Source organism: Streptomyces sp. NPDC028928 (assembly GCF_055564915.1).
Window position 1 is genome coordinate 114,963 of record NZ_JBVHVI010000018.1, and the last position, 19,349, is coordinate 134,311.

Here is a 19,349-nt window from a genome sequence, read left to right on the forward strand (position 1 = left end):
ATGGGGGCACACAGCCGTACCGCCGTCCCGGTCGCGGCCCGACCGGAGAAGCCCGGCGGGATCCGCGACCGCTACTTCGACACCCTCAGAGCCCTCGCCCTCGTCCGCGTCGTCACGTACCACACCTTCGGCTGGGCCTGGTGCGGCCTGGTCTTCCCCTCCATGGGCATCATGTTCGCCCTGGCCGGCACCCTCATGGCCAAGTCCCTGGAACGCCCGGCCCCGAAGGTCCTCAGGGGCAGGCTCAGACGGCTCCTGCCGCCCTTCTGGTTCTGGGGCCTCTTCGTGGTGTCGGCGATGCTGGTCCACGGCTGGATGCCGGGCCGGGAGATCGTCTTCTGGATCGTCCCGCTCGGCGACCCGCCCGGCAACGCGTGGGGCGAGCAGGCCTGGGAGATCCTCTGGTACCTGCGCACGTACCTCTGGTTCGTCCTGCTCTCCCCGCTGCTGCTGCGGATCTTCCGCCTCGCCCCCGTCCCCGTTCTCCTCCTCTCCCTCGCCCCCGTCCTGGTCCTGGCCTTCCTCTGGTCGGCCCCGGACAACCGGCTGGGCAGCGCCCTGTGGGACCTGTCGACGTACCTCTTCTGCTGGATCCTCGGCTTCGCCCACCGCGACGGCGTGCTCCAGCGGACGAGACCGGCCCTGGTGGCCGTCCTCTCGCTCGCCGCCCTCGGCTACGGCGCCTGGTACGCCCTCGCGCACCAGGCGGACTTCGGGACGTACGACCTGGACGAGAACCCGCTCGCCCAGGCCTTCTGGTCGGCCGGGTTCGTGACGCTGCTGATGTGGGCGAAGGCCTGCTTCCGGATCGACTTCGCGTGGCTCACCCGGTTCCGGCGCCTGGACCGCACGGTCACCGTGTTCAACGCGCGCGCGGTGACGATCTACCTGTGGCACGAGATCGCGCTGATCCTGGCGGTCCCGCTGATCGACCGGTTCTGGCAGGTGCCGGCCTTCGAGACCTATCTGCCGCTGGACAGCCAGTGGTTCATGTTCGGCGTCGGCTGGATCCTGATCGCCGGTTTCGCGCTGCTGTGCGGGTGGGTGGAGGACGTCGCGGCACGCAGGAAGCCGACGCTCCTGCCGGGAGGGCGGGCTGCAAGAATGGGCGGGTGACCCGCGCTTCCCTGAACAAGCAGCCGCACGAAGTCGCCTCGATGTTCGACGACGTGGCGGAACGGTACGACCTGACGAACGACCTGCTCTCGCTCGGCCAGGACCGGCGCTGGCGCAAGGAGGTGGCGAAGGCGGTCGACGCGCGCCCCGCACAGAAGGTCCTGGACCTCGCCGCCGGCACGGCCACCTCCTCCCTGCCCTTCGCGCGGACCGGCGCGTACGTCGTCCCCTGCGACTTCTCCCTCGGGATGCTCCAGGTCGGCAAGAAGAGGCACACCTGGCTGCCGTTCACCGCGGGCGACGCGACGAAGCTGCCCTTCAAGGACGACACCTTCGACGCGGTGACGATCTCCTTCGGCCTGCGCAACGTGCAGGACACGGACGCGGCGCTGCGCGAGATGCACCGGGTCACCCGGCCCGGCGGGCGCGTGGTGATCTGCGAGTTCTCCCACCCGACGTGGGCGCCGTTCCGCACCGTGTACACCGAGTACCTGATGCGGGCGCTGCCGCCGATCGCGCGCGCGGCGTCCTCGAACCCGGACGCGTACGTCTACCTCGCCGAGTCCATCCGGGCCTGGCCCGACCAGCCCGCCCTCGCCGAACGGCTGCGCGAGGCGGGCTGGTCGAAGGTGGCCTGGCGCAACCTCACCGGCGGCGTGGTCGCGCTGCACCGGGGCTTCAAGCAGAGCTGACGACGGCGTAGGGGTCGCCGCCCGGCTCGCCCAGTTCCCGCTGCGACCCGCCGGAGGGCGGCCGCGGGATGCGCGGTTCCCGCACGCCTCCGCCGCCCTCGCCCTCCCCGAAGTCGAACCACACGTACACCATCGAGTCCCGCGGCACCTCGGCGCCGGGCTGCGGGTACTGGCGTACGACGTAGTCGACGACGGCGAGGTGGAAGTCCGGGCGGTCCGGCGCGTTGAGGAACAGCCCCCGCGCCCGGGCCGTTTCGCGCGCGTCCATGGCCATCAGACCGACCAGACGCGGGACGCGCACTTCGGGTGTTTTGGGTGTTATACGCACAGATGTCACCCCCAGCGGTACTGGCAGGGTAACTCCCGCCCGACCTGCCCGGAAGGCGCCGGTGTCTTTCTGTGACAGACGACTACGGTGCGTGATGGAGGGCGGTGTCCAGGGTGGCGTCGAGGGGGGCGTCGAGGGGGGTATCGAGGGCGGCGTCGAGGGTGAGCCGGAAGCAGAGCGCGGGTTCGTCCAGCGTGGGATGCGTGTAGGTCTCGGCCTGCTCCATGCCGAGCCGCCGGGCCACCGCGATGGACCGCTCGTTGCCCGGTCGGACCATCGCCACCACCTCCGGCACCCCGGCCGCCCGCACCCGCCTGAGCGTCTCCCGCGCCGCCGCGGTGGCGTACCCCCGGCCCCAGTGCGCCCGCCCGAGCCGCCAGCCGATCTCCGTCTCGCCGACCGGGCCCCACTCCCGCGGCCACGGCTGCGCCCCGGTGAAGCCGATGACCTCGCCGGACTCGTCCAGCAGCGTCCACAGGCAGAAACCGTGCTCCGCGTCGTGCCGCCGCTGGCGCGCGGTGAGTTCCTCGTAGACCGACAGCTCCGCCGGCCTGCCGCCGTGGAACTCCATCACCTCCGGGTCGCCGAAGACCCGGTGCCAGGCGACCGCGTCCTCGTGCGTGGGGACGCGCAGCCGTACCGTGGGGAGAGGTCGGTTCACAGGACAGCCCTTCAGCCGGGTGATCAATTCTGCTGAATAGACTGCCCATGTCCAGTGCCGGTCGGCACACAGATTTCGACCCTTGGGGAGATCCCGCCGTGACCGTCGTGACCGAGCCGCTCTCCGAGAACACCGCCGATGTGATCGTCGTGGGCGCGGGGCCGGCCGGCTCCACGACCGCGTACCACCTCGCCAAGGCCGGTCTCGACGTCCTGCTCCTGGAGAAGACCGAGTTCCCCCGCGAGAAGGTCTGCGGCGACGGCCTCACGCCGCGCGCGGTCAAGCAACTCGTCGCCATGGGCATCGACATCTCCGAGGAGGCCGGCTGGCTGCGCAACAAGGGCCTGCGCATCATCGGCGGCGGCTCCCGCCTCCAGCTCGACTGGCCGGAACTCGCCGCCTACCCGAACTACGGCCTGGTCCGTAAGCGCGACGACTTCGACGAGCAGCTCGCCCGCAACGCCCAGAAGGCCGGTGCCCGCCTGTACGAGCGCTGCAACGTCAGCGGCCCGGTCATCGACGACCGCACCGGCCGCATCACCGGCGTCACCGCCAAGCTCGGCGAGGAGAAGCGCGAGGTCACCTTCCACGCGCCGCTCGTCGTCGCCGCCGACGGCAACTCCACCCGCCTCTCCCTGGCGATGGGCCTGCACCGCCGCGAGGACCGCCCCATGGGCGTCGCGGTCCGCACCTACTTCGAGAGCCCCCGCCACGACGACGACTACCTGGAGTCCTGGCTGGAACTGTGGGACCGCCGAGGCCCGCAGGACCGTCTCCTCCCCGGTTACGGCTGGATCTTCGGCATGGGCGACGGCACGTCGAACGTGGGCCTCGGCGTGCTGAACACCTCCGCCTCCTTCAAGGAGCTGGACTGGCGGGAGGTCCTCAAGGCGTGGTGCGCCTCCATGCCGGAGGACTGGGGCTACACCCCCGAGAACATGACCGGCCCGATCCGCGGCGCCGCCCTGCCCATGGCCTTCAACCGCCAGCCGCACTACACGCGCGGCCTGCTGCTCGTCGGTGACGCCGGCGGCCTGGTGAACCCCTTCAACGGCGAGGGCATCGCCTACGCCATGGAGTCCGGCCAGATCGCCGCCGACGTCATCGTGCAGGCCCACGCGCGCGCGACGCCCGCCCAGCGCGAGATCGCCCTCCAGCGCTACCCGCGCGTCCTCAAGGACACCTACGGCGGCTACTACACCCTCGGCCGCGCCTTCGTGAAGCTCATCGGCAACCCGAAGGTCATGCAGATCGCCGCCCAGCGCGGTCTGACCCACCCGATGCTGATGAAGTTCACCCTCAAGCTCCTCGCGAACCTCACCGACCCCACGGGCGGCGACGCGATGGACCGCATCATCAACGGCCTGACCAAGGTGGCCCCGAAGGCCTGACTAGGCGCCGGCGCCGAGAGCGGCTTCCCTGGCGGCCCGGCGGGCGTACACCTCGTCCCGCCGGTCCGCCATCTGCCGCAGGGCGTCCTTTTTCTCCCGCTTGGAGAGCCGGTCGAGATAGATCTGCCCGGTGGTGTGGTCCGTCTCGTGGGCCAGGCAGCGGGCGAAGTACCCCGTGCCCTCGATGACGACCGGACGGCCGTCCCTGTCCTGCCCGCGCACGACGGCCCGGTCCGGCCGCGGTACGGCCATCACAGCCCCCGGAACCGACAGGCAGCCCTCGCCCTCGTCCAGCAGCCGTCGCCCGTTCGTGGGCGTTTCCAGCACGGGATTGACGATGTGTCCGACATGCCGGACTCCGTCGTCATCGGGGCAGTCGTACACGAAAAGGCGCAGATCGACCCCGACCTGATTCGCCGCCAGTCCCGCGCCCTCGGCGACGTACATGGTGCGGAACATGTCGTCGATCAGCGCGGCGAGGTCGGGTCCGAACTCCGTGACGTCCCGGCACGGCTTGTGCAGCACCTCCTCGCCGACCTCGGTGATACGGCGCACCGCACCCCGCCCGGCCTCGGGGGCGTACCGCGGGTAGTGGCCGACGGGGCTTCCCTGTACGAACACGCGTGGCATCGCGTGGACTCCTTCGCTCGTGACCGGACCACCGGACGGTGGCCCGAGCAGAGCATGTCAGGGAAGCCGCGAGGGCCGCTGCCCCCGAGCGGCTGCGGCCCTGCGTCTGTGAGAGGTGTGCGGTGCGCTCAGAGCACCCGCACGGCGCCGGTGGGCGGGTCGTACGACAGCGGGCGCTCCACGACGCCGCTGGAGGGGTTCTGGGCGCCCACGAACATACCGTCGCCGACGTACACGGCGACGTGGTACGCGCTGCCCGCGCCGCCCCAGTACAGGATGTCGCCCGGCTGCAGGTTGCTCAGCGAGACCTGGGTGCCGGCGGTCGACTGGTCCTGGGAGACGCGCGGCAGGCTGATGCCTACCTGCTTGAAGGCCGTCTGCACCAGGCCGGAGCAGTCGTAGGCGGACGGGCCGGTGGCGCCGGAGACGTACGCCTTGCCGACCTGTGCCTTGACGAAGCTGACGACGGCCGCGGCCGAGCCGGTGGCCGTGGACGTGCTGGTGGAGGTGGAGGTCCCGGCCTCGGTGCCGCCCGCCGTGGTGGAGAGCGTGGTCCGGTCCGCGTTGCGCGAGGCCCGGGCGGCGGCCTCCTTGCGGGCGGCCTCCTCGGCCCTCTTCTTGGCCTCGGCCGCCTTCTTCTTGGCCTCGGCGAGGTCCGCCTTCGCCTGCTTCGCGGCCTTGGCGGCAGCCGCGTCACGCTCGGCCTGCAGCTGGTAGTTCGCGGCGGCCTGCTCGGTCGCGTCCGCGGTCTGGGCCGCCTGAGCGGCCAGGTCGGCCGTCAGGGTGGGCAGTTCGAGGGTCTGCGTCACCGGCTCGGCCGCGTTCGCCGAGCCGGACGCCCCGGCGACTGCCAGGGTGCCGAGAACGCCACCGGCAACGCCGGCCCGCACGGCGAGGGTCGACGCGCTGCGGCGGGGCTTCCGGTGGCTGCGTATGTGAGCGGTGTGGGACATGGGAACAACCGGTACCAGGGGCTCCTTCATATCTTCAAGAAACGTGTCCTGCGCCACAGTTGCTCAATCGAGACCCGAAATCCGCCTCGCGTCACTCTTTATTGACGCCGTAACGGACATTGCGGACGCCCGTGATCAAGCCCTTGATCACGGTCTTTGATCATTACGTCCGAATTGCCCTCCGCCTACCACTGGTTGCGGTCGTTGGCCAAGCCCGGTTCTCAGAGGTCTCTCATCAATGTGATGGAGGTCACGGAACGGCCACCGTGACCTCGGCGTCCCGCGCGGGTGGACGGCTCGTGAACGCGTGCACGCGGTCCGGGTTCCGTCCACACCCCGCTCCGGCCTCCCCCTGATGTGTGAACGAGCCCCACTATCAAGAGTCGGAGTCCAGCGCCAATTTGCATGCAACGGAAGTCTCTTGATATGGAGACGCCCCCTCCGGCCTGCGATGACATGCAAGATTGTCACTTCTGGTGATCAACTGAACGCTTCGCGTATGAAGATCACTCATCATCCGACTTCATGATCCTTCGTCAGGTGGTGGAGATCACAAAGCTTGTGCAATACCCCGTGTCGCAGATCACAGAGCGGCGGGCATAAGATGCGAGGCAGTTGGGCTTGTGACCTGCTTCACATGTTCTCGATCTTCGCCCGGGACGAGCGGGGTCCGAGGGGCCGGTGAGGCAGGAGTGAGCCCAGTGCAACCGCCAGCAGTCAGTGCCGACTGAGAGGAGCGAGGAGCGGTGAACGCGTATGCGCCCATCCTCGTACTGGGAGCCCTCGGGGCAGGCTTTGCGATCTTCTCCGTGGTCATGGCCACGCTGATCGGTCCGAAGCGGTACAACCGCGCCAAGCTCGAAGCCTACGAGTGCGGCATCGAGCCGACCCCCACGCCGGCCGGCGGCGGGCGCTTCCCCATCAAGTACTACCTGACGGCGATGCTCTTCATCGTCTTCGACATCGAGATCGTCTTCCTCTACCCCTGGGCCGTCACCTTCGACGCCCTGGGGATTTTCGGGCTCGTGGAGATGCTGCTCTTCGTGCTCACCGTCTTCGTCGCGTACGCGTACGTATGGCGGCGCGGCGGCCTGGAATGGGACTGAGGGGCCTTTAACGACATGGGACTCGAAGAAAAGCTGCCGAGCGGATTCCTGCTCACCACCGTCGAGCAGGCCGCGGGCTGGGTGCGCAAGGCGTCCGTCTTCCCGGCCACCTTCGGCCTCGCCTGCTGCGCCATCGAGATGATGACCACCGGCGCCGGGCGCTACGACCTCGCCCGCTTCGGCATGGAGGTCTTCCGCGGCTCGCCGCGCCAGGCGGACCTGATGATCGTCGCCGGCCGGGTCAGCCAGAAGATGGCGCCCGTCCTGAGGCAGGTCTACGACCAGATGCCCAACCCCAAGTGGGTGATCTCCATGGGCGTCTGCGCCTCCTCCGGCGGCATGTTCAACAACTACGCGATCGTCCAGGGCGTCGACCACATCGTGCCGGTCGACATCTACCTGCCCGGCTGCCCGCCCCGCCCCGAGATGCTGATGGACGCGATCCTCAAGCTCCACCAGAAGATCCAGTCCTCCAAGCTCGGCGTGAACGCCGAGGAAGCGGCCCGCGAGGCGGAGGAGGCGGCGCTCAAGGCCCTGCCCACGATCGAGATGAAGGGGCTGCTGCGGTGAGCGACGCGAACGGCACCGGCGCGGGCGGCGTCAACGGATCCGCGAACGGGGTGAACCCCGAGAAGGACCTCTCCGCCTCCAACCTCCCCGGCCAGCGCGGCCAGGGCGGCGAGGAGATCCGCGTCCAGCGCGGCATGTTCGGCGCCGACAACGGCGGCGACACCTCCGGCTACGGCGGCCTGGTCCGCTCGGTCCGACTCCCGGGACCGGCGGTCCGCCCTTACGGCGGCTGGTTCGACGAGGTCGCCGACGAGCTGGAGGGCGCCCTGGAGGAACAGGGACTCCTCCCCGAGAACGCCATCGAGAAGACGGTCGTCGACCGCGACGAGCTGACCTTCCACATCGAACGCGAGCACCTGCTCCGCGTCGCCCGCACCCTGCGCGACGACCCGGCCCTGCGCTTCGAGCTGTGCACCGGCGTCAGCGGCGTCCACTACCCGAACGACAAGGGCCGCGAGCTGCACGCCGTCTACCACCTGCGCTCGATCACCCACAACCGGCTGATCCGCCTGGAAGTCAGCGCGCCCGACAGCGACCCCCGCATCCCGTCGCTGGTCTCCGTCTACCCGACCAACGACTGGCACGAGCGCGAGACCTACGACTTCTTCGGGATCGTCTTCGACGGTCACCCGGCCCTGACGCGGATCATGATGCCGGACGACTGGCAGGGCCACCCGCAGCGCAAGGACTACCCCCTCGGCGGCATCCCCGTCGAGTACAAGGGCGCCCAGATCCCGGCTCCGGACCAGCGGAGGTCGTACTCGTGAGCACTTCCCAGGCATCCCCTCGCGAGACCACCGAGGGCACCGTATATACGGTCACCGGCGGCGACTGGGACGAGGTCGTCCAGTCCGCGGCCCGCGCCGACGACGAACGCATCGTCGTCAACATGGGTCCCCAGCACCCGTCCACCCACGGAGTGCTCCGTCTGATCCTGGAGATCGAGGGCGAGACGGTCACCGAGGCCCGCTGCGGCATCGGCTACCTCCACACCGGCATCGAGAAGAACCTCGAATACCGCACGTGGACGCAGGGCACCACCTTCGTCACGCGCATGGACTACCTGACGTCCTTCTTCAACGAGACCGCCTACTGCCTCGCCGTCGAGAAGCTCCTCGGCATCGAGGACCAGATCACCGAGCGCGCCAAGATCATCCGGGTGCTCCTGATGGAGCTGAACCGGATGTCCTCCCACCTGGTGTGCATCGCCACCGGCGGCATGGAGCTGGGCGCCACCACGATCATGATCTACGGATTCCGTGATCGTGAAATGATTCTCGACCTCTACGAGCTGATCACGGGCCTGCGCATGAACCACGCGTACATCCGGCCCGGCGGACTCGCCCAGGACCTGCCGCCCGGCGCGGTGGACCAGATCCGCGAGTTCGTGAAGAAGATGAAGAAGAACCTCCCGGAGTACGACAAGCTCGCCACCGGGAACCCCATCTTCAAGGCCCGCATGCAGAACATCGGCTACCTGGACCTGGCCGGCTGCATGGCCCTCGGCGCGACCGGCCCGATCCTGCGCTCCACCGGCCTGCCGCACGACCTGCGCAAGGCACAGCCGTACTGCGACTACGAGACGTACGACTTCGACGTCCCGACCGCCGACACCTGCGACGCCTACGGCCGCTTCCTCGTCCGCCTGGAGGAGATGCGCCAGTCGCTCCGGATCGTCGAGCAGTGCCTGGACCGGCTCCAGCCCGGCCCGGTCATGGTCGCCGACAAGAAGATCGCCTGGCCCGCCCAGCTCGCTCTGGGACCGGACGGGCTCGGCAACTCCCTCGACCACATCAAGAAGATCATGGGCACCTCCATGGAGGCCCTGATCCACCACTTCAAGCTGGTCACCGAGGGCTTCCGCGTCCCGCCGGGACAGGCGTACGCGGCCGTCGAATCGCCCAAGGGCGAACTCGGGGTGCATGCCGTCTCCGACGGCGGCACCCGCCCCTACCGGGTCCACTTCCGCGACCCGTCCTTCACCAACCTGCAGGCCATGGCGGCGATGTGCGAGGGCGGCCAGGTCGCCGACGTCATCGTCGCCGTCGCGTCCATCGACCCCGTGATGGGAGGCGTCGACCGGTGACCACCTCTTCTTCCGAGCGGGGCGTCAGCCTGGGCATGCCCGAACTGCCCGCACCCGCCTACCCGGACGACGTCCGGGCCCGGCTGGAGGCGGACGCGCGCGAAGTGATCGCGCGCTACCCCGACTCCCGGTCCGCCCTGCTGCCGCTGCTCCACCTCGTGCAGTCGGAGGAGGGCCATGTCACGCGCACCGGAATGCGGTTCTGCGCGGACATGCTGGGCCTGACCACGGCCGAGGTCACCGCCGTCGCCACCTTCTACACCATGTACCGGCGCAGGCCCTCCGGTGACTACCAGGTGGGCGTGTGCACCAACACGCTGTGCGCGGTGATGGGCGGCGACGCGATCTTCGAGACCCTCCAGGAACACCTGGGCCTCGGCAACGGCGAGACCACCGACGACGGCAAGGTCACCCTGGAGCACATCGAGTGCAACGCGGCCTGCGACTACGCGCCGGTCGTGATGGTCAACTGGGAGTTCTTCGACAACCAGACCCCGGCGAGCGCCAAGCGCCTGGTCGACGACCTGCGCGCGGGACGGCCCGTACAGCCCACGCGCGGGGCGCGGCTGTGCACCTTCAAGGAGACCGCGCGGATTCTGGCCGGCTTCCCCGACGAGCGGCCCGGGGCCGTCGAGGAGGGCGGCAGTGCGGGACCGGCGTCGCTGGTGGGCCTTCGCCTGGCAAGGGGAGAGACCGCACCCGCGCGCGTGGTCCATCCGCGCGGAGGTCCGCACGAGGAACCGCAGGACAGGGTGCACGAGCCGTCGCCGGCCGAGCACCTCAGTTCCCATGACGCGCCGCAGGACACATCGGCCTCCGACCCCGCGCACCCCGCAGGGCCTACCGCAGAGGAGGGGGAGTGATGACCGTGGCAGCCGAACTCAAGGACTCGAGCCCCGAGAAGCTGCTCGCACCCGTGCTGTCGGCCTTCTGGGACGAGGACCGGTCCTGGACCCTGGACGTCTACCGGAGGCACGAGGGGTACGAGGGGCTCCGCAAGGCCCTCGCCATGTCGCCGGACGACCTGATCGCGTACGTCAAGGACTCCGGGCTGCGAGGCCGCGGCGGCGCGGGATTCCCGACCGGAATGAAGTGGCAGTTCATTCCTCAGGGTGATGGAAAACCGCACTATCTAGTTGTCAACGCCGACGAATCGGAGCCGGGCACCTGCAAGGACATCCCGCTCCTCTTCGCGAACCCGCACAGCCTCATCGAGGGCATTGTGATCGCGTGCTATGCCATCAGGTCGTCGCATGCCTTCATCTATCTGCGTGGTGAAGTCGTCCCCGTTCTGCGGCGGTTGCACGAGGCCGTGCGCGAGGCCTACGCGGCGGGCTACCTCGGCGAGAACATCCTGGGCAGCGGGCTCGACCTCCAGCTCACCGTGCACGCGGGCGCCGGCGCGTACATCTGCGGTGAGGAGACCGCACTGCTCGACTCGCTCGAAGGCCGCCGTGGTCAACCGCGGCTCCGTCCCCCCTTCCCTGCGGTGGAAGGCCTCTACGCCTGTCCGACTGTTGTGAACAACGTCGAGTCGATCGCGTCGGTTCCCGCCATCCTGAAAAACGGCAAGGACTGGTTCAGGTCGATGGGCAGCGAGAAGTCCCCGGGCTTCACGCTCTACTCGCTCAGCGGCCACGTCGCGAGCCCCGGCCAGTACGAGGCACCGCTCGGCATCACGCTGCGCCAGCTCCTCGACATGAGCGGCGGCATGCGGCCGGGCCACCGCCTGAAGTTCTGGACACCGGGCGGTTCCTCCACGCCGATGTTCACCGACGAGCACCTCGACGTCCCGCTCGACTACGAGGGAGTGGGCGCCGCCGGCTCCATGCTCGGCACCAAGGCCCTGCAGTGCTTCGACGAGACGACCTGCGTGGTGCGGGCCGTGACCCGCTGGACCGAGTTCTACGCCCACGAGTCCTGCGGCAAGTGCACCCCCTGCCGTGAGGGGACGTACTGGCTGGTGCAGTTGCTGCGGGACATCGAGGCCGGCAAGGGCGTCATGTCCGACCTCGACAAGCTGAACGACATCGCCGACAACATCAACGGCAAGTCCTTCTGCGCCCTCGGTGACGGCGCCGCATCCCCGATCTTCTCCTCGCTGAAGTACTTCCGCGAGGAGTACGAGCAGCACATCACGGGCCGGGGCTGCCCCTTCGACCCGGCCAAGTCGACGGCCTGGGCGGACCGCCCGGAGGTGAACGCATGACCGTGACCACGAGCGCCCCCACGGGAGGGGGACAGGCGGTCCCGCCGGAGGACCTCGTCACGCTGACGATCGACGGCATCGAGATCAGCGTGCCCAAGGGCACCCTGGTGATCCGGGCCGCCGAGCAGCTCGGCATCGAGATCCCGCGGTTCTGCGACCACCCCCTCCTGGACCCGGCCGGCGCCTGCCGCCAGTGCATCGTCGAGGTCGAGGGCCAGCGCAAGCCGATGGCGTCCTGCACCATCACCTGCACCGACGGAATGGTGGTGAAGACCCACCTCACCTCCCCGGTCGCCGAGAAGGCCCAGCACGGAGTGATGGAGCTGCTGCTCATCAACCACCCGCTGGACTGCCCGGTCTGCGACAAGGGCGGCGAGTGCCCGCTGCAGAACCAGGCGATGTCGCACGGCAACGCCGAGTCCCGCTTCGACGGCAAGAAGCGGACCTACGAGAAGCCCGTACCGATCTCCACGCAGGTGCTGCTCGACCGCGAGCGGTGCGTGCTGTGCGCCCGCTGCACCCGCTTCTCCAACCAGATCGCGGGCGACCCCATGATCGAGCTGGTCGAGCGGGGCGCGCTCCAGCAGGTCGGCACGGGTGAGGGCGACCCGTTCGAGTCGTACTTCTCCGGCAACACCATCCAGATCTGCCCGGTCGGCGCGCTCACCTCGGCCGCCTACCGGTTCCGCTCCCGCCCCTTCGACCTGGTCTCCTCGCCGTCGGTGTGCGAGCACTGCTCCGGCGGCTGTGCCACCCGCACCGACCACCGGCGCGGCAAGGTCATGCGGCGGCTCGCCGCCTACGACCCCGAGGTCAACGAGGAGTGGATCTGCGACAAGGGACGCTTCGCGTTCCGGTACGCGCAGCAGAAGGATCGTCTCGACACTCCCCTCGTCCGCAACGCCGACGGTGTCCTGGAGCCCGCCTCCTGGCCCGAGGCGCTTCAGGCGGCGGCGCGGGGCCTGACCGCGGCCCGCTCCCGGGCCGGCGTCCTCATCGGCGGCCGGCTGACCGTCGAGGACGCCTACGCGTACAGCAAGTTCGCGCGCGTTGCGCTCGACACCAACGACATCGACTTCCGCGCACGCGTGCACAGCGGCGAGGAGGCCGACTTCCTGGCCGCGCGGATCGCCGGCCGCGGCCGCGACCTCGACGGTACGGGCGTCACGTACACCTCCCTGGAGAAGGCGCCCGCCGTCCTGCTGGTCGGCTTCGAGTCGGAGGAGGAGGCCCCGGGCGTCTTCCTGCGGCTGCGCAAGGCCTGGCGCAAGCGCAAGCAGCGGGTGTTCGCGCTGGCCACGCACGCCACCCGGGGCCTGGAGAAGGCGGGCGGCACGCTGCTGCCGGCCGCACCGGGTACCGAGACGGAGTGGCTGGACGCCCTCGCGAGCGGCGTCGGTCTGGAGGAGCCCGGCACGCTTGCCGCCGAGGCCCTGCGCACCGAGGGCGCCGTCATCGTCGTAGGGGAGCGGCTGGCCGGTGTCGCGGGCGGCCTCACCGCCGCGCTGCGCGCCGCCACCGCGACCGGCGCCGACCTGGTGTGGATCCCGCGCCGGGCCGGTGAGCGCGGCGCGGTCGAGGCGGGCGCGCTGCCCTCGCTGCTGCCGGGCGGCCGCCCCGCGACCGACCCGCGCGCGCGGGAGGAGGTCGCCGCCGCCTGGGGCCTGGCGGAACTCCCGCTGCGCTACGGCCGTGACACCCACCAGATCATCGAGGCCGCCGCCTCCGGTGAACTGTCCGCACTGGTGGTCGCCGGCGTGGAGGTCGCCGACCTGCCCGACCCGGCACGCGCGCGTGAGGCGCTCGACAGCGTCGGCTTCCTGGTGTCCCTGGAGCTGCGGCCCAGCGAGGTCACCGAGCGCGCCGATGTCGTCCTGCCGGTCGCCGCGGTCGCCGAGAAGGCGGGCACCTTCCTCAACTGGGAGGGCAGGGTGCGGTCCTTCGAGGCCGCGCTCAAGCCCGACCAGATGACCCGCCGGCTCGCGCCGACCGACATGCGCGTGCTGCACATGCTCGCCGACGCCATGGACGTCCATGTGGGTCTGCCGGATCTGCGCACCACGCGCGCGGAGATCGACCGGCTCGGCTCCTGGGACGGCCCCCGCGCCTCCGAACCCATGGAGTCCGCGGACCCGCTGCCCCGCCCGGCCGCCGGCGAGGCCGTACTCGCCGGGCACCGGCTGCTGCTCGACCAGGGCGTCCTGCAGGAGGGCGACGAGGCGCTCGCCGGCACCCGGCACGCCGCACGCGCGCGCGTGTCCGCCGCGACGGCCGCCGAGGCGGGCGTCGCGGACGGCGGCAGCCTGGCCGTCACCGGCCCGGCCGGCACGGTCGAACTTCCCCTTCAGGTCACCGAGATGCCCGACCGGGTGGTCTGGCTCCCGCTGAACTCCGTCGGTGCCGGCGTCGCCTCCGACACCGGGGCACGGCCCGGCTCCCTCGTCCGCATCGGCCCGGCGGCAGTCGCCGGCGAGGCCCCCAAGGAGGTGGAGGCATGAGCCCGTACCTCGCCGCTGAAGACCTCTCGATGTTCGGCCGCGACCCCTGGTGGCTGGTTGTCGTCAAGGCGGTGTTCTGCTTCGCCTTCCTGATGGTGACCGTGCTGTTCTCCATCGTCTGGGAACGCAAGGTCGTCGCCTGGATGCAGCTGCGCATCGGCCCCAACCGGCACGGCCCCTGGGGCATGCTCCAGTCGCTCGCCGACGGCGTGAAACTGATGCTCAAGGAAGACATCATCGTCAAGCGCGCGGACAAGGTGGTCTACGTCCTCGCGCCGATCGTCGCGGCCATCCCGGCCTTCATGGCGATCGCGGTGATCCCCTTCGGGCCGGCCGGCAACGAGATCTCGATCTTCGGCCACCGCACCACCATGCAGCTCACCGACCTGCCGATCGCGATGCTCTACATCCTCGCGGTCGCCTCGGTCGGCATCTACGGCATCGTGCTCGCGGGCTGGAGTTCCGGATCCACCTACCCGCTCCTCGGCGGCCTGCGCTCCTGCGCGCAGATGATCTCGTACGAGATCGCCATGGGCGCCGCGTTCGCCTCCGTGTTCCTGTACTCGGGCTCGATGTCGACGTCCACGATCGTGGAGCAGCAGCACGACCGCTGGTACATCCTGCTGCTGCCGGTCTCCTTCATCCTGTACATCGTCACGATGGTCGGCGAGACCAACCGCGCCCCCTTCGACATGCCGGAGTCCGAGGGCGACCTGGTCGGCGGCTTCAACACCGAGTACTCGTCGATCAAGTTCGCGATGTTCATGCTCGCCGAGTACGTGAACATGGTGACGGTCTCGGCCGTCTCGACCACCCTGTTCCTCGGCGGCTGGCGCGCCCCCTGGCCGGTCAGCGGTTTCTGGGAGGGCGCGAACCACGGCTGGTGGCCGCTGCTCTGGTTCGTCGTCAAGGTCCAGCTGCTGCTGTTCTTCTTCATCTGGCTGCGCGGCACGCTCCCGCGCGTCCGCTACGACCAGCTGATGAAGCTCGGCTGGAAGGTCCTCATCCCGGTCTCCGTGACCTGGCTGATGCTGGTCGCGACCGTCCGCGCCCTGCGCAACGAGAACTACGACTTCGCCGACATCGCCCTCTACGTCGGCGGCGGTGTCCTCGCCCTGCTGCTGATCTCCTTCGTCGCCGACATGTTCCGCGAGAAGGCGAAGCCGGCCGAGCAGCCTGCCGACCGGCAGCCGGCCTTCGACCCGACGGCGGGCGGGTTCCCCGTGCCGCCGCTGCCCGGGCAGGAGCTGCCGCCGGTGCCCAGGCGCAGGTCACGCCGGGAGCGGGAGCTGATTGTCAGTGGCGGGTCGGACACTGTCAGTGACGGATCTTCGGATGGAAAGGAGGCGTCCGATGGCTGAGGAGCCTCAGGAGACCGGGCGGACCGAGCCCGGCTTCCAGAACCCGGTGGCCGGCTTCGGCGTGACCTTCAAGGCCATGTTCAAGAAGCGGCTGACCGAGCAGTACCCGGAGCAGAAGAAGACCACGGCTCCGCGGTTCCACGGACGGCACCAGCTCAACCGCCATCCGGACGGCCTGGAGAAGTGCGTCGGCTGCGAGCTGTGCGCCTGGGCCTGCCCCGCGGACGCCATCTACGTGGAGGGCGCCGACAACACCGACGAGGAACGCTACTCGCCGGGCGAGCGGTACGGCCGCGTGTACCAGATCAACTACGCCCGCTGCATCCTGTGCGGGCTGTGCATCGAGGCGTGCCCCACGCGCGCGCTCACGATGACCAACGAGTTCGAGCTGGCGGACTCCAGCCGCGCCAACCTCATCTACACCAAGGAGCAGCTGCTCGCCGGTCTCGAAGAGGGCATGGTCGACACGCCGCACGCGATCTTCCCGGGGACGGACGAACAGGACTACTACCGCGGCCTGGTGACCCAGGCCGCGCCCGGTACGGTCCGCCAGGTCGCCGTCTCCCAGGGAGAGGTACCGCAGGAGGCGGCGTCCACCTTCGGCGAGGACGAGCCGGCCTCGGAGAAGGTGATCGACCGATGAGCGCGCAGCACCTCGCCGCCTATACGACCTCCACCGGTGAGGCGTTCCAGTTCTGGGTCCTCGGCACGGTCGCGGTGATCGGCGCCCTCGGCACCGTCTTCATGAAGAAGGCCGTGCACAGCGCGCTCTGCCTCGCCGGCACCATGATCGTCCTGGCGGTGTTCTACCTCGCCAACGGCGCCTACTTCCTCGGCATCGTGCAGATCGTCGTCTACACCGGCGCGATCATGATGCTGTTCCTGTTCGTGGTGATGCTCGTCGGCGTCACGGCCGCGGACTCCCTGAAGGAGACCATCAAGGGCCAGCGCTGGCTGGCCCTCGTGTGTGGCGTCGGTTTCGGTGTCCTGCTGTTCGCCGGCATCGGCAACGCCTCCCTGAAGGAGTTCAACGGCACCGGCCAGGCGAACGCGAACGGCAACGTGGAGGGCCTCGCGTCCCTCATCTTCACCAAGTACGTCTTCGCCTTCGAGATCACCGGCGCACTGCTGATCACGGCCGCCGTCGGCGCCATGGTGCTCACCCACCGCGAGCGCACCGAGCGCGCCAGGACCCAGCGCGAGCTGTCCGAACAGCGCATCCGTGAGGGCAAGCACATCCCGCCGCTGCCCGCCCCCGGTGTCTACGCCCGGCACAACGCCGTGGACATCGCGGGCCTGCTGCCCGACGGCACCCCGTCCGAGCTGACCGTCAACAAGACGCTGCGCGAACGCGGCCAGATCCGTGACGTGTCCGCGGAGGCGCTCAACGACCTGCGGGCGCTGGAGCAGCGCGCGGAGGAACGCCTGGAGCGCCGGGCGATCGAGCCGGAGACGTTCAAGCGGCCCGAGGAGGCGTCGAAGTGAACCCGGTCAACTACCTCTACCTCGCCGCCCTGCTGTTCACGATCGGCGCGACGGGCGTACTGATCCGGCGCAACGCCATCGTGGTCTTCATGTGCATCGAGCTGATGCTGAACGCCTGCAACCTCGCGTTCGTCGCCTTCTCCCGGATGCACGGCAACCTCGACGGCCAGATCATCGCCTTCTTCACGATGGTCGTCGCCGCCGCGGAGGTCGTGGTGGGCCTCGCGATCATCGTGTCGCTGTTCCGCACCCGCCACTCGGCCTCGGTCGACGACGCCAGCCTGATGAAGCTGTAAGGGGTCGGAAGAATCGTGGAGAACCTGATCGCGCCGCTCATCGCGGCGCCCCTGCTCGGAGCGGCCGTCCTCCTGGTCGGCGGCCGGCGGCTCGACGCCGTCGGCCACTGGATCGGCACGCTGCTCTCGTTCGTCTCCTTCGCCCTCGGTGTCGTACTCTTCGCCGACCTGCTGGGCAAGGGAGCCGAGGACCGGACCCTGATGCAGCACCTGTTCAGCTGGGTCCCGGTGGCCGGCTTCCAGGCGGACGTCACCTTCCGCCTGGACCAGCTGTCCATGACGTTCGTGCTGCTCATCACGGGTGTCGGCTCGCTGATCCACCTGTACTCGGTCGGGTACATGGAGCACGACGAGCGGCGCCGCCGCTTCTTCGGCTACCTGAACCTGTTCCTCGCGGCGATGCTGCTGCTCGTCCTCGCCGACAACTACCTGCTGCTGTACGTCGGCTGGGAGGGCGTCGGTCTCGCCTCGTACCTGCTGATCGGCTTCTGGCAGCACAAGCCCAGCGCCGCCACGGCCGCGAAGAAGGCCTTCCTGGTCAACCGCGTCGGCGACATGGGCCTGTCGATCGCGATCATGCTGATGTTCACCACCTTCGGCAGCTTCGCGTTCGGCCCGGTCCTCGGCCACACCGGTGACACCTCCGAGGGCAAGCTCACCGCGATCGGCCTGATGCTGCTGCTCGCCGCGTGCGGCAAGTCCGCCCAGGTGCCGCTCCAGTCCTGGCTCGGCGACGCCATGGAGGGCCCGACCCCGGTCTCCGCCCTCATCCACGCGGCGACCATGGTGACCGCGGGCGTCTACCTCATCGTCCGCTCCGGCGCGATCTTCAACGCCGCCCCCGACGCCCAGCTGGCCGTCACCGTCGTCGGCGCGGTCACGCTCCTGTTCGGTGCGATCGTCGGTTGCGCCAAGGACGACATCAAGAAGGCGCTGGCCGGCTCGACCATGTCGCAGATCGGCTACATGGTGCTGGCCGCGGGCCTCGGCCCCATCGGCTACGTCTTCGCGATCATGCACCTGGTGACGCACGGCTTCTTCAAGGCCGGTCTGTTCCTCGGCGCCGGTTCCGTGATGCACGGCATGAACGACGAGGTCGACATGCGCCGCTACGGCGGCCTGCGCACGTACATGCCGGTCACGTTCATCACCTTCGGCCTCGGCTACCTCGCCATCATCGGCTTCCCGGGCCTGTCCGGCTTCTTCTCCAAGGACAAGATCATCGAGGCGGCGTTCGCCAAGGGCGGCACCGAGGGCTGGATCCTCGGCGGCGCGGCCCTGCTCGGTGCGGCCATCACCGCCTTCTACATGACGCGCGTGATGCTGATGACGTTCTTCGGAGAGGAACGGTGGCGCCACGCCCCGACCCCGTCCCCGGCCGAGCCCAGCGTGGAGCCCGCCGCCGAGACCCGCGGCGAACACGCCGAGCCGCACCCGCACGAGTCCCCGAAGGTCATGACGATCCCGATGATCGTCCTGGCCGTCGGCTCGGTCTTCGGCGGTGCGTTCTTCAGCATCGGGGACCGCTTCCTCAACTGGCTGGAGCCGGTCACCGGGCACGACCACGGCGACTCACCGCTCAGCGCCGGGGTGATCACCGGGGCCACCATGGTCTGCCTGGTCATCGGCGTCGCCATCGCCTGGGCCCAGTACGGCCGCAGGCCCGTCCCGGCCGTCGCCCCGCGCGGCTCCCTGCTCACCCGCGCCGCCCGCCGCGACCTGCTCCAGGACGACTTCAACCACGTGGTCCTGGTGCGCGGCGGCGAGCACCTCACGCGCTCCCTGGTGTACGTCGACCACACCCTGGTCGACGGCGTCGTCAACGGCACGGCGGCCGGCTTCGGCGGCCTGTCCGGGCGGCTGCGCCGGCTCCAGAACGGCTTCGCCCGCTCCTACGCGGTCTCGATGTTCGGCGGCGCGGCACTCCTGGTCGCCGCGACCCTGCTGATGAGGGCGGTCTGATACCG

The 19,349-nt window shown here is 69.6% G+C and carries 19 protein-coding genes; 15 read left to right on the top strand and 4 right to left on the bottom strand.

Translation table 11 applies throughout. The features are described 5' to 3' along the window. The gene (locus ACZ4U1_RS34785; RefSeq protein ID WP_467908157.1) at window positions 1-1,116 is read left to right on the top strand and encodes an acyltransferase family protein; all 1,116 of its coding nucleotides are present in this window, start codon (window positions 1-3) and stop codon (window positions 1,114-1,116) included. Further along, entirely contained in the window at window positions 1,113-1,808 is a 696-nt protein-coding gene (locus ACZ4U1_RS34790; RefSeq protein ID WP_467908158.1) for a demethylmenaquinone methyltransferase, read from the top strand. The genes ACZ4U1_RS34785 and ACZ4U1_RS34790 overlap by 4 nt, the downstream gene beginning before the upstream one ends. On the opposite strand, the gene ACZ4U1_RS34795 is transcribed toward ACZ4U1_RS34790, so the two are convergent. Together ACZ4U1_RS34795 and ACZ4U1_RS34800 are read right to left on the bottom strand one after the other, a co-directional pair. Then, window positions 1,795-2,109, bottom strand: a complete 315-nt coding sequence (locus ACZ4U1_RS34795) for a PASTA domain-containing protein (RefSeq protein ID WP_467908159.1) — start codon at window positions 2,107-2,109, stop codon at window positions 1,795-1,797. The genes ACZ4U1_RS34790 and ACZ4U1_RS34795 overlap by 14 nt on opposite strands. Window positions 2,110-2,218: 109 nt before the next feature. After that, entirely contained in the window at window positions 2,219-2,797 is a 579-nt protein-coding gene (locus tag ACZ4U1_RS34800; protein ID WP_467908160.1) for a GNAT family N-acetyltransferase, read from the bottom strand. A gap of 98 nt (window positions 2,798-2,895) precedes the next feature. Here ACZ4U1_RS34800 and ACZ4U1_RS34805 point away from each other — a divergent pair, with 98 nt between their 5' ends. Beyond that, complete coding sequence (locus tag ACZ4U1_RS34805; protein ID WP_467908161.1) at window positions 2,896-4,188, top strand: geranylgeranyl reductase family protein; 1,293 nt, start codon at window positions 2,896-2,898, stop codon at window positions 4,186-4,188. Here the strand turns inward: ACZ4U1_RS34805 and def are convergent, their stop codons facing one another. Further along, entirely contained in the window at window positions 4,189-4,818 is a 630-nt protein-coding gene (gene def, locus ACZ4U1_RS34810; protein WP_467908162.1) for a peptide deformylase, read from the bottom strand. It abuts the gene before it with no gap. A 128-nt stretch (window positions 4,819-4,946) separates the two neighbouring features. Next, the gene (locus ACZ4U1_RS34815; RefSeq protein WP_467908163.1) at window positions 4,947-5,771 is read right to left on the bottom strand and encodes a C40 family peptidase; all 825 of its coding nucleotides are present in this window, start codon (window positions 5,769-5,771) and stop codon (window positions 4,947-4,949) included. Window positions 5,772-6,517: 746 nt separating this feature from the next. Here ACZ4U1_RS34815 and ACZ4U1_RS34820 point away from each other — a divergent pair. From ACZ4U1_RS34820 to nuoL, 12 genes are read left to right on the top strand one after another with little or no spacing between them, the layout of a single operon-like run. Beyond that, window positions 6,518-6,877 carry an NADH-quinone oxidoreductase subunit A gene (locus ACZ4U1_RS34820; protein WP_003992243.1) on the top strand — a complete coding sequence of 120 codons (360 nt, stop codon included), beginning with the start codon at window positions 6,518-6,520 and terminating at the stop codon, window positions 6,875-6,877. A 15-nt stretch (window positions 6,878-6,892) separates the two neighbouring features. Further along, window positions 6,893-7,447 carry a NuoB/complex I 20 kDa subunit family protein gene (locus tag ACZ4U1_RS34825; protein ID WP_007383964.1) on the top strand — a complete coding sequence of 185 codons (555 nt, stop codon included), beginning with the start codon at window positions 6,893-6,895 and terminating at the stop codon, window positions 7,445-7,447. Then, window positions 7,444-8,214 carry an NADH-quinone oxidoreductase subunit C gene (locus ACZ4U1_RS34830; RefSeq protein WP_467908164.1) on the top strand — a complete coding sequence of 257 codons (771 nt, stop codon included), beginning with the start codon at window positions 7,444-7,446 and terminating at the stop codon, window positions 8,212-8,214. The genes ACZ4U1_RS34825 and ACZ4U1_RS34830 overlap by 4 nt, the downstream gene beginning before the upstream one ends. Then, window positions 8,211-9,533, top strand: a complete 1,323-nt coding sequence (locus tag ACZ4U1_RS34835) for an NADH-quinone oxidoreductase subunit D (RefSeq protein ID WP_467908165.1) — start codon at window positions 8,211-8,213, stop codon at window positions 9,531-9,533. The genes ACZ4U1_RS34830 and ACZ4U1_RS34835 overlap by 4 nt, the downstream gene beginning before the upstream one ends. Next, window positions 9,530-10,396, top strand: coding sequence for an NADH-quinone oxidoreductase subunit NuoE (gene nuoE, locus ACZ4U1_RS34840; protein ID WP_467908166.1), 867 nt, complete (start codon window positions 9,530-9,532; stop codon window positions 10,394-10,396). Before ACZ4U1_RS34835 ends, nuoE begins: the two co-directional genes overlap by 4 nt. Then, window positions 10,393-11,742 carry an NADH-quinone oxidoreductase subunit NuoF gene (gene nuoF, locus ACZ4U1_RS34845; RefSeq protein WP_189298033.1) on the top strand — a complete coding sequence of 450 codons (1,350 nt, stop codon included), beginning with the start codon at window positions 10,393-10,395 and terminating at the stop codon, window positions 11,740-11,742. Before nuoE ends, nuoF begins: the two co-directional genes overlap by 4 nt. Then, window positions 11,739-14,240, top strand: coding sequence for an NADH-quinone oxidoreductase subunit G (locus ACZ4U1_RS34850; protein ID WP_467908167.1), 2,502 nt, complete (start codon window positions 11,739-11,741; stop codon window positions 14,238-14,240). The genes nuoF and ACZ4U1_RS34850 overlap by 4 nt, the downstream gene beginning before the upstream one ends. Next, the gene (gene nuoH / locus ACZ4U1_RS34855; protein WP_467908168.1) at window positions 14,237-15,601 is read left to right on the top strand and encodes an NADH-quinone oxidoreductase subunit NuoH; all 1,365 of its coding nucleotides are present in this window, start codon (window positions 14,237-14,239) and stop codon (window positions 15,599-15,601) included. Before ACZ4U1_RS34850 ends, nuoH begins: the two co-directional genes overlap by 4 nt. Further along, window positions 15,594-16,244: an NADH-quinone oxidoreductase subunit NuoI gene (gene nuoI / locus ACZ4U1_RS34860; RefSeq protein WP_467908169.1), complete on the top strand. Its 651-nt coding sequence runs from the start codon at window positions 15,594-15,596 to the stop codon at window positions 16,242-16,244. Before nuoH ends, nuoI begins: the two co-directional genes overlap by 8 nt. Next, window positions 16,241-17,086 carry an NADH-quinone oxidoreductase subunit J gene (locus ACZ4U1_RS34865; RefSeq protein WP_467908170.1) on the top strand — a complete coding sequence of 282 codons (846 nt, stop codon included), beginning with the start codon at window positions 16,241-16,243 and terminating at the stop codon, window positions 17,084-17,086. Before nuoI ends, ACZ4U1_RS34865 begins: the two co-directional genes overlap by 4 nt. Next, window positions 17,083-17,382 carry an NADH-quinone oxidoreductase subunit NuoK gene (gene nuoK / locus ACZ4U1_RS34870; protein WP_028420845.1) on the top strand — a complete coding sequence of 100 codons (300 nt, stop codon included), beginning with the start codon at window positions 17,083-17,085 and terminating at the stop codon, window positions 17,380-17,382. The genes ACZ4U1_RS34865 and nuoK overlap by 4 nt, the downstream gene beginning before the upstream one ends. A gap of 15 nt (window positions 17,383-17,397) precedes the next feature. Further along, window positions 17,398-19,344 carry an NADH-quinone oxidoreductase subunit L gene (gene nuoL / locus ACZ4U1_RS34875; RefSeq protein WP_467908171.1) on the top strand — a complete coding sequence of 649 codons (1,947 nt, stop codon included), beginning with the start codon at window positions 17,398-17,400 and terminating at the stop codon, window positions 19,342-19,344. Window positions 19,345-19,349 lie beyond the last annotated feature (5 nt).

What these genes read in the sequence shown, in the direction of transcription:
- ACZ4U1_RS34785 (WP_467908157.1), top strand. Translation starts at nt 1, where the DNA reads ATGGGGGCACACAGCCGTACCGCCGTCCCGGTCGCGGCCCGACCGGAG.
- def (WP_467908162.1), bottom strand. Translation starts at nt 4,818, where the DNA reads ATGCCACGCGTGTTCGTACAGGGAAGCCCCGTCGGCCACTACCCGCGG.
- ACZ4U1_RS34815 (WP_467908163.1), bottom strand. Translation starts at nt 5,771, where the DNA reads ATGTCCCACACCGCTCACATACGCAGCCACCGGAAGCCCCGCCGCAGC.
- ACZ4U1_RS34825 (WP_007383964.1), top strand. Translation starts at nt 6,893, where the DNA reads ATGGGACTCGAAGAAAAGCTGCCGAGCGGATTCCTGCTCACCACCGTC.
- ACZ4U1_RS34850 (WP_467908167.1), top strand. Translation starts at nt 11,739, where the DNA reads ATGACCGTGACCACGAGCGCCCCCACGGGAGGGGGACAGGCGGTCCCG.
- nuoH (WP_467908168.1), top strand. Translation starts at nt 14,237, where the DNA reads ATGAGCCCGTACCTCGCCGCTGAAGACCTCTCGATGTTCGGCCGCGAC.
- nuoI (WP_467908169.1), top strand. Translation starts at nt 15,594, where the DNA reads ATGGCTGAGGAGCCTCAGGAGACCGGGCGGACCGAGCCCGGCTTCCAG.
- ACZ4U1_RS34865 (WP_467908170.1), top strand. Translation starts at nt 16,241, where the DNA reads ATGAGCGCGCAGCACCTCGCCGCCTATACGACCTCCACCGGTGAGGCG.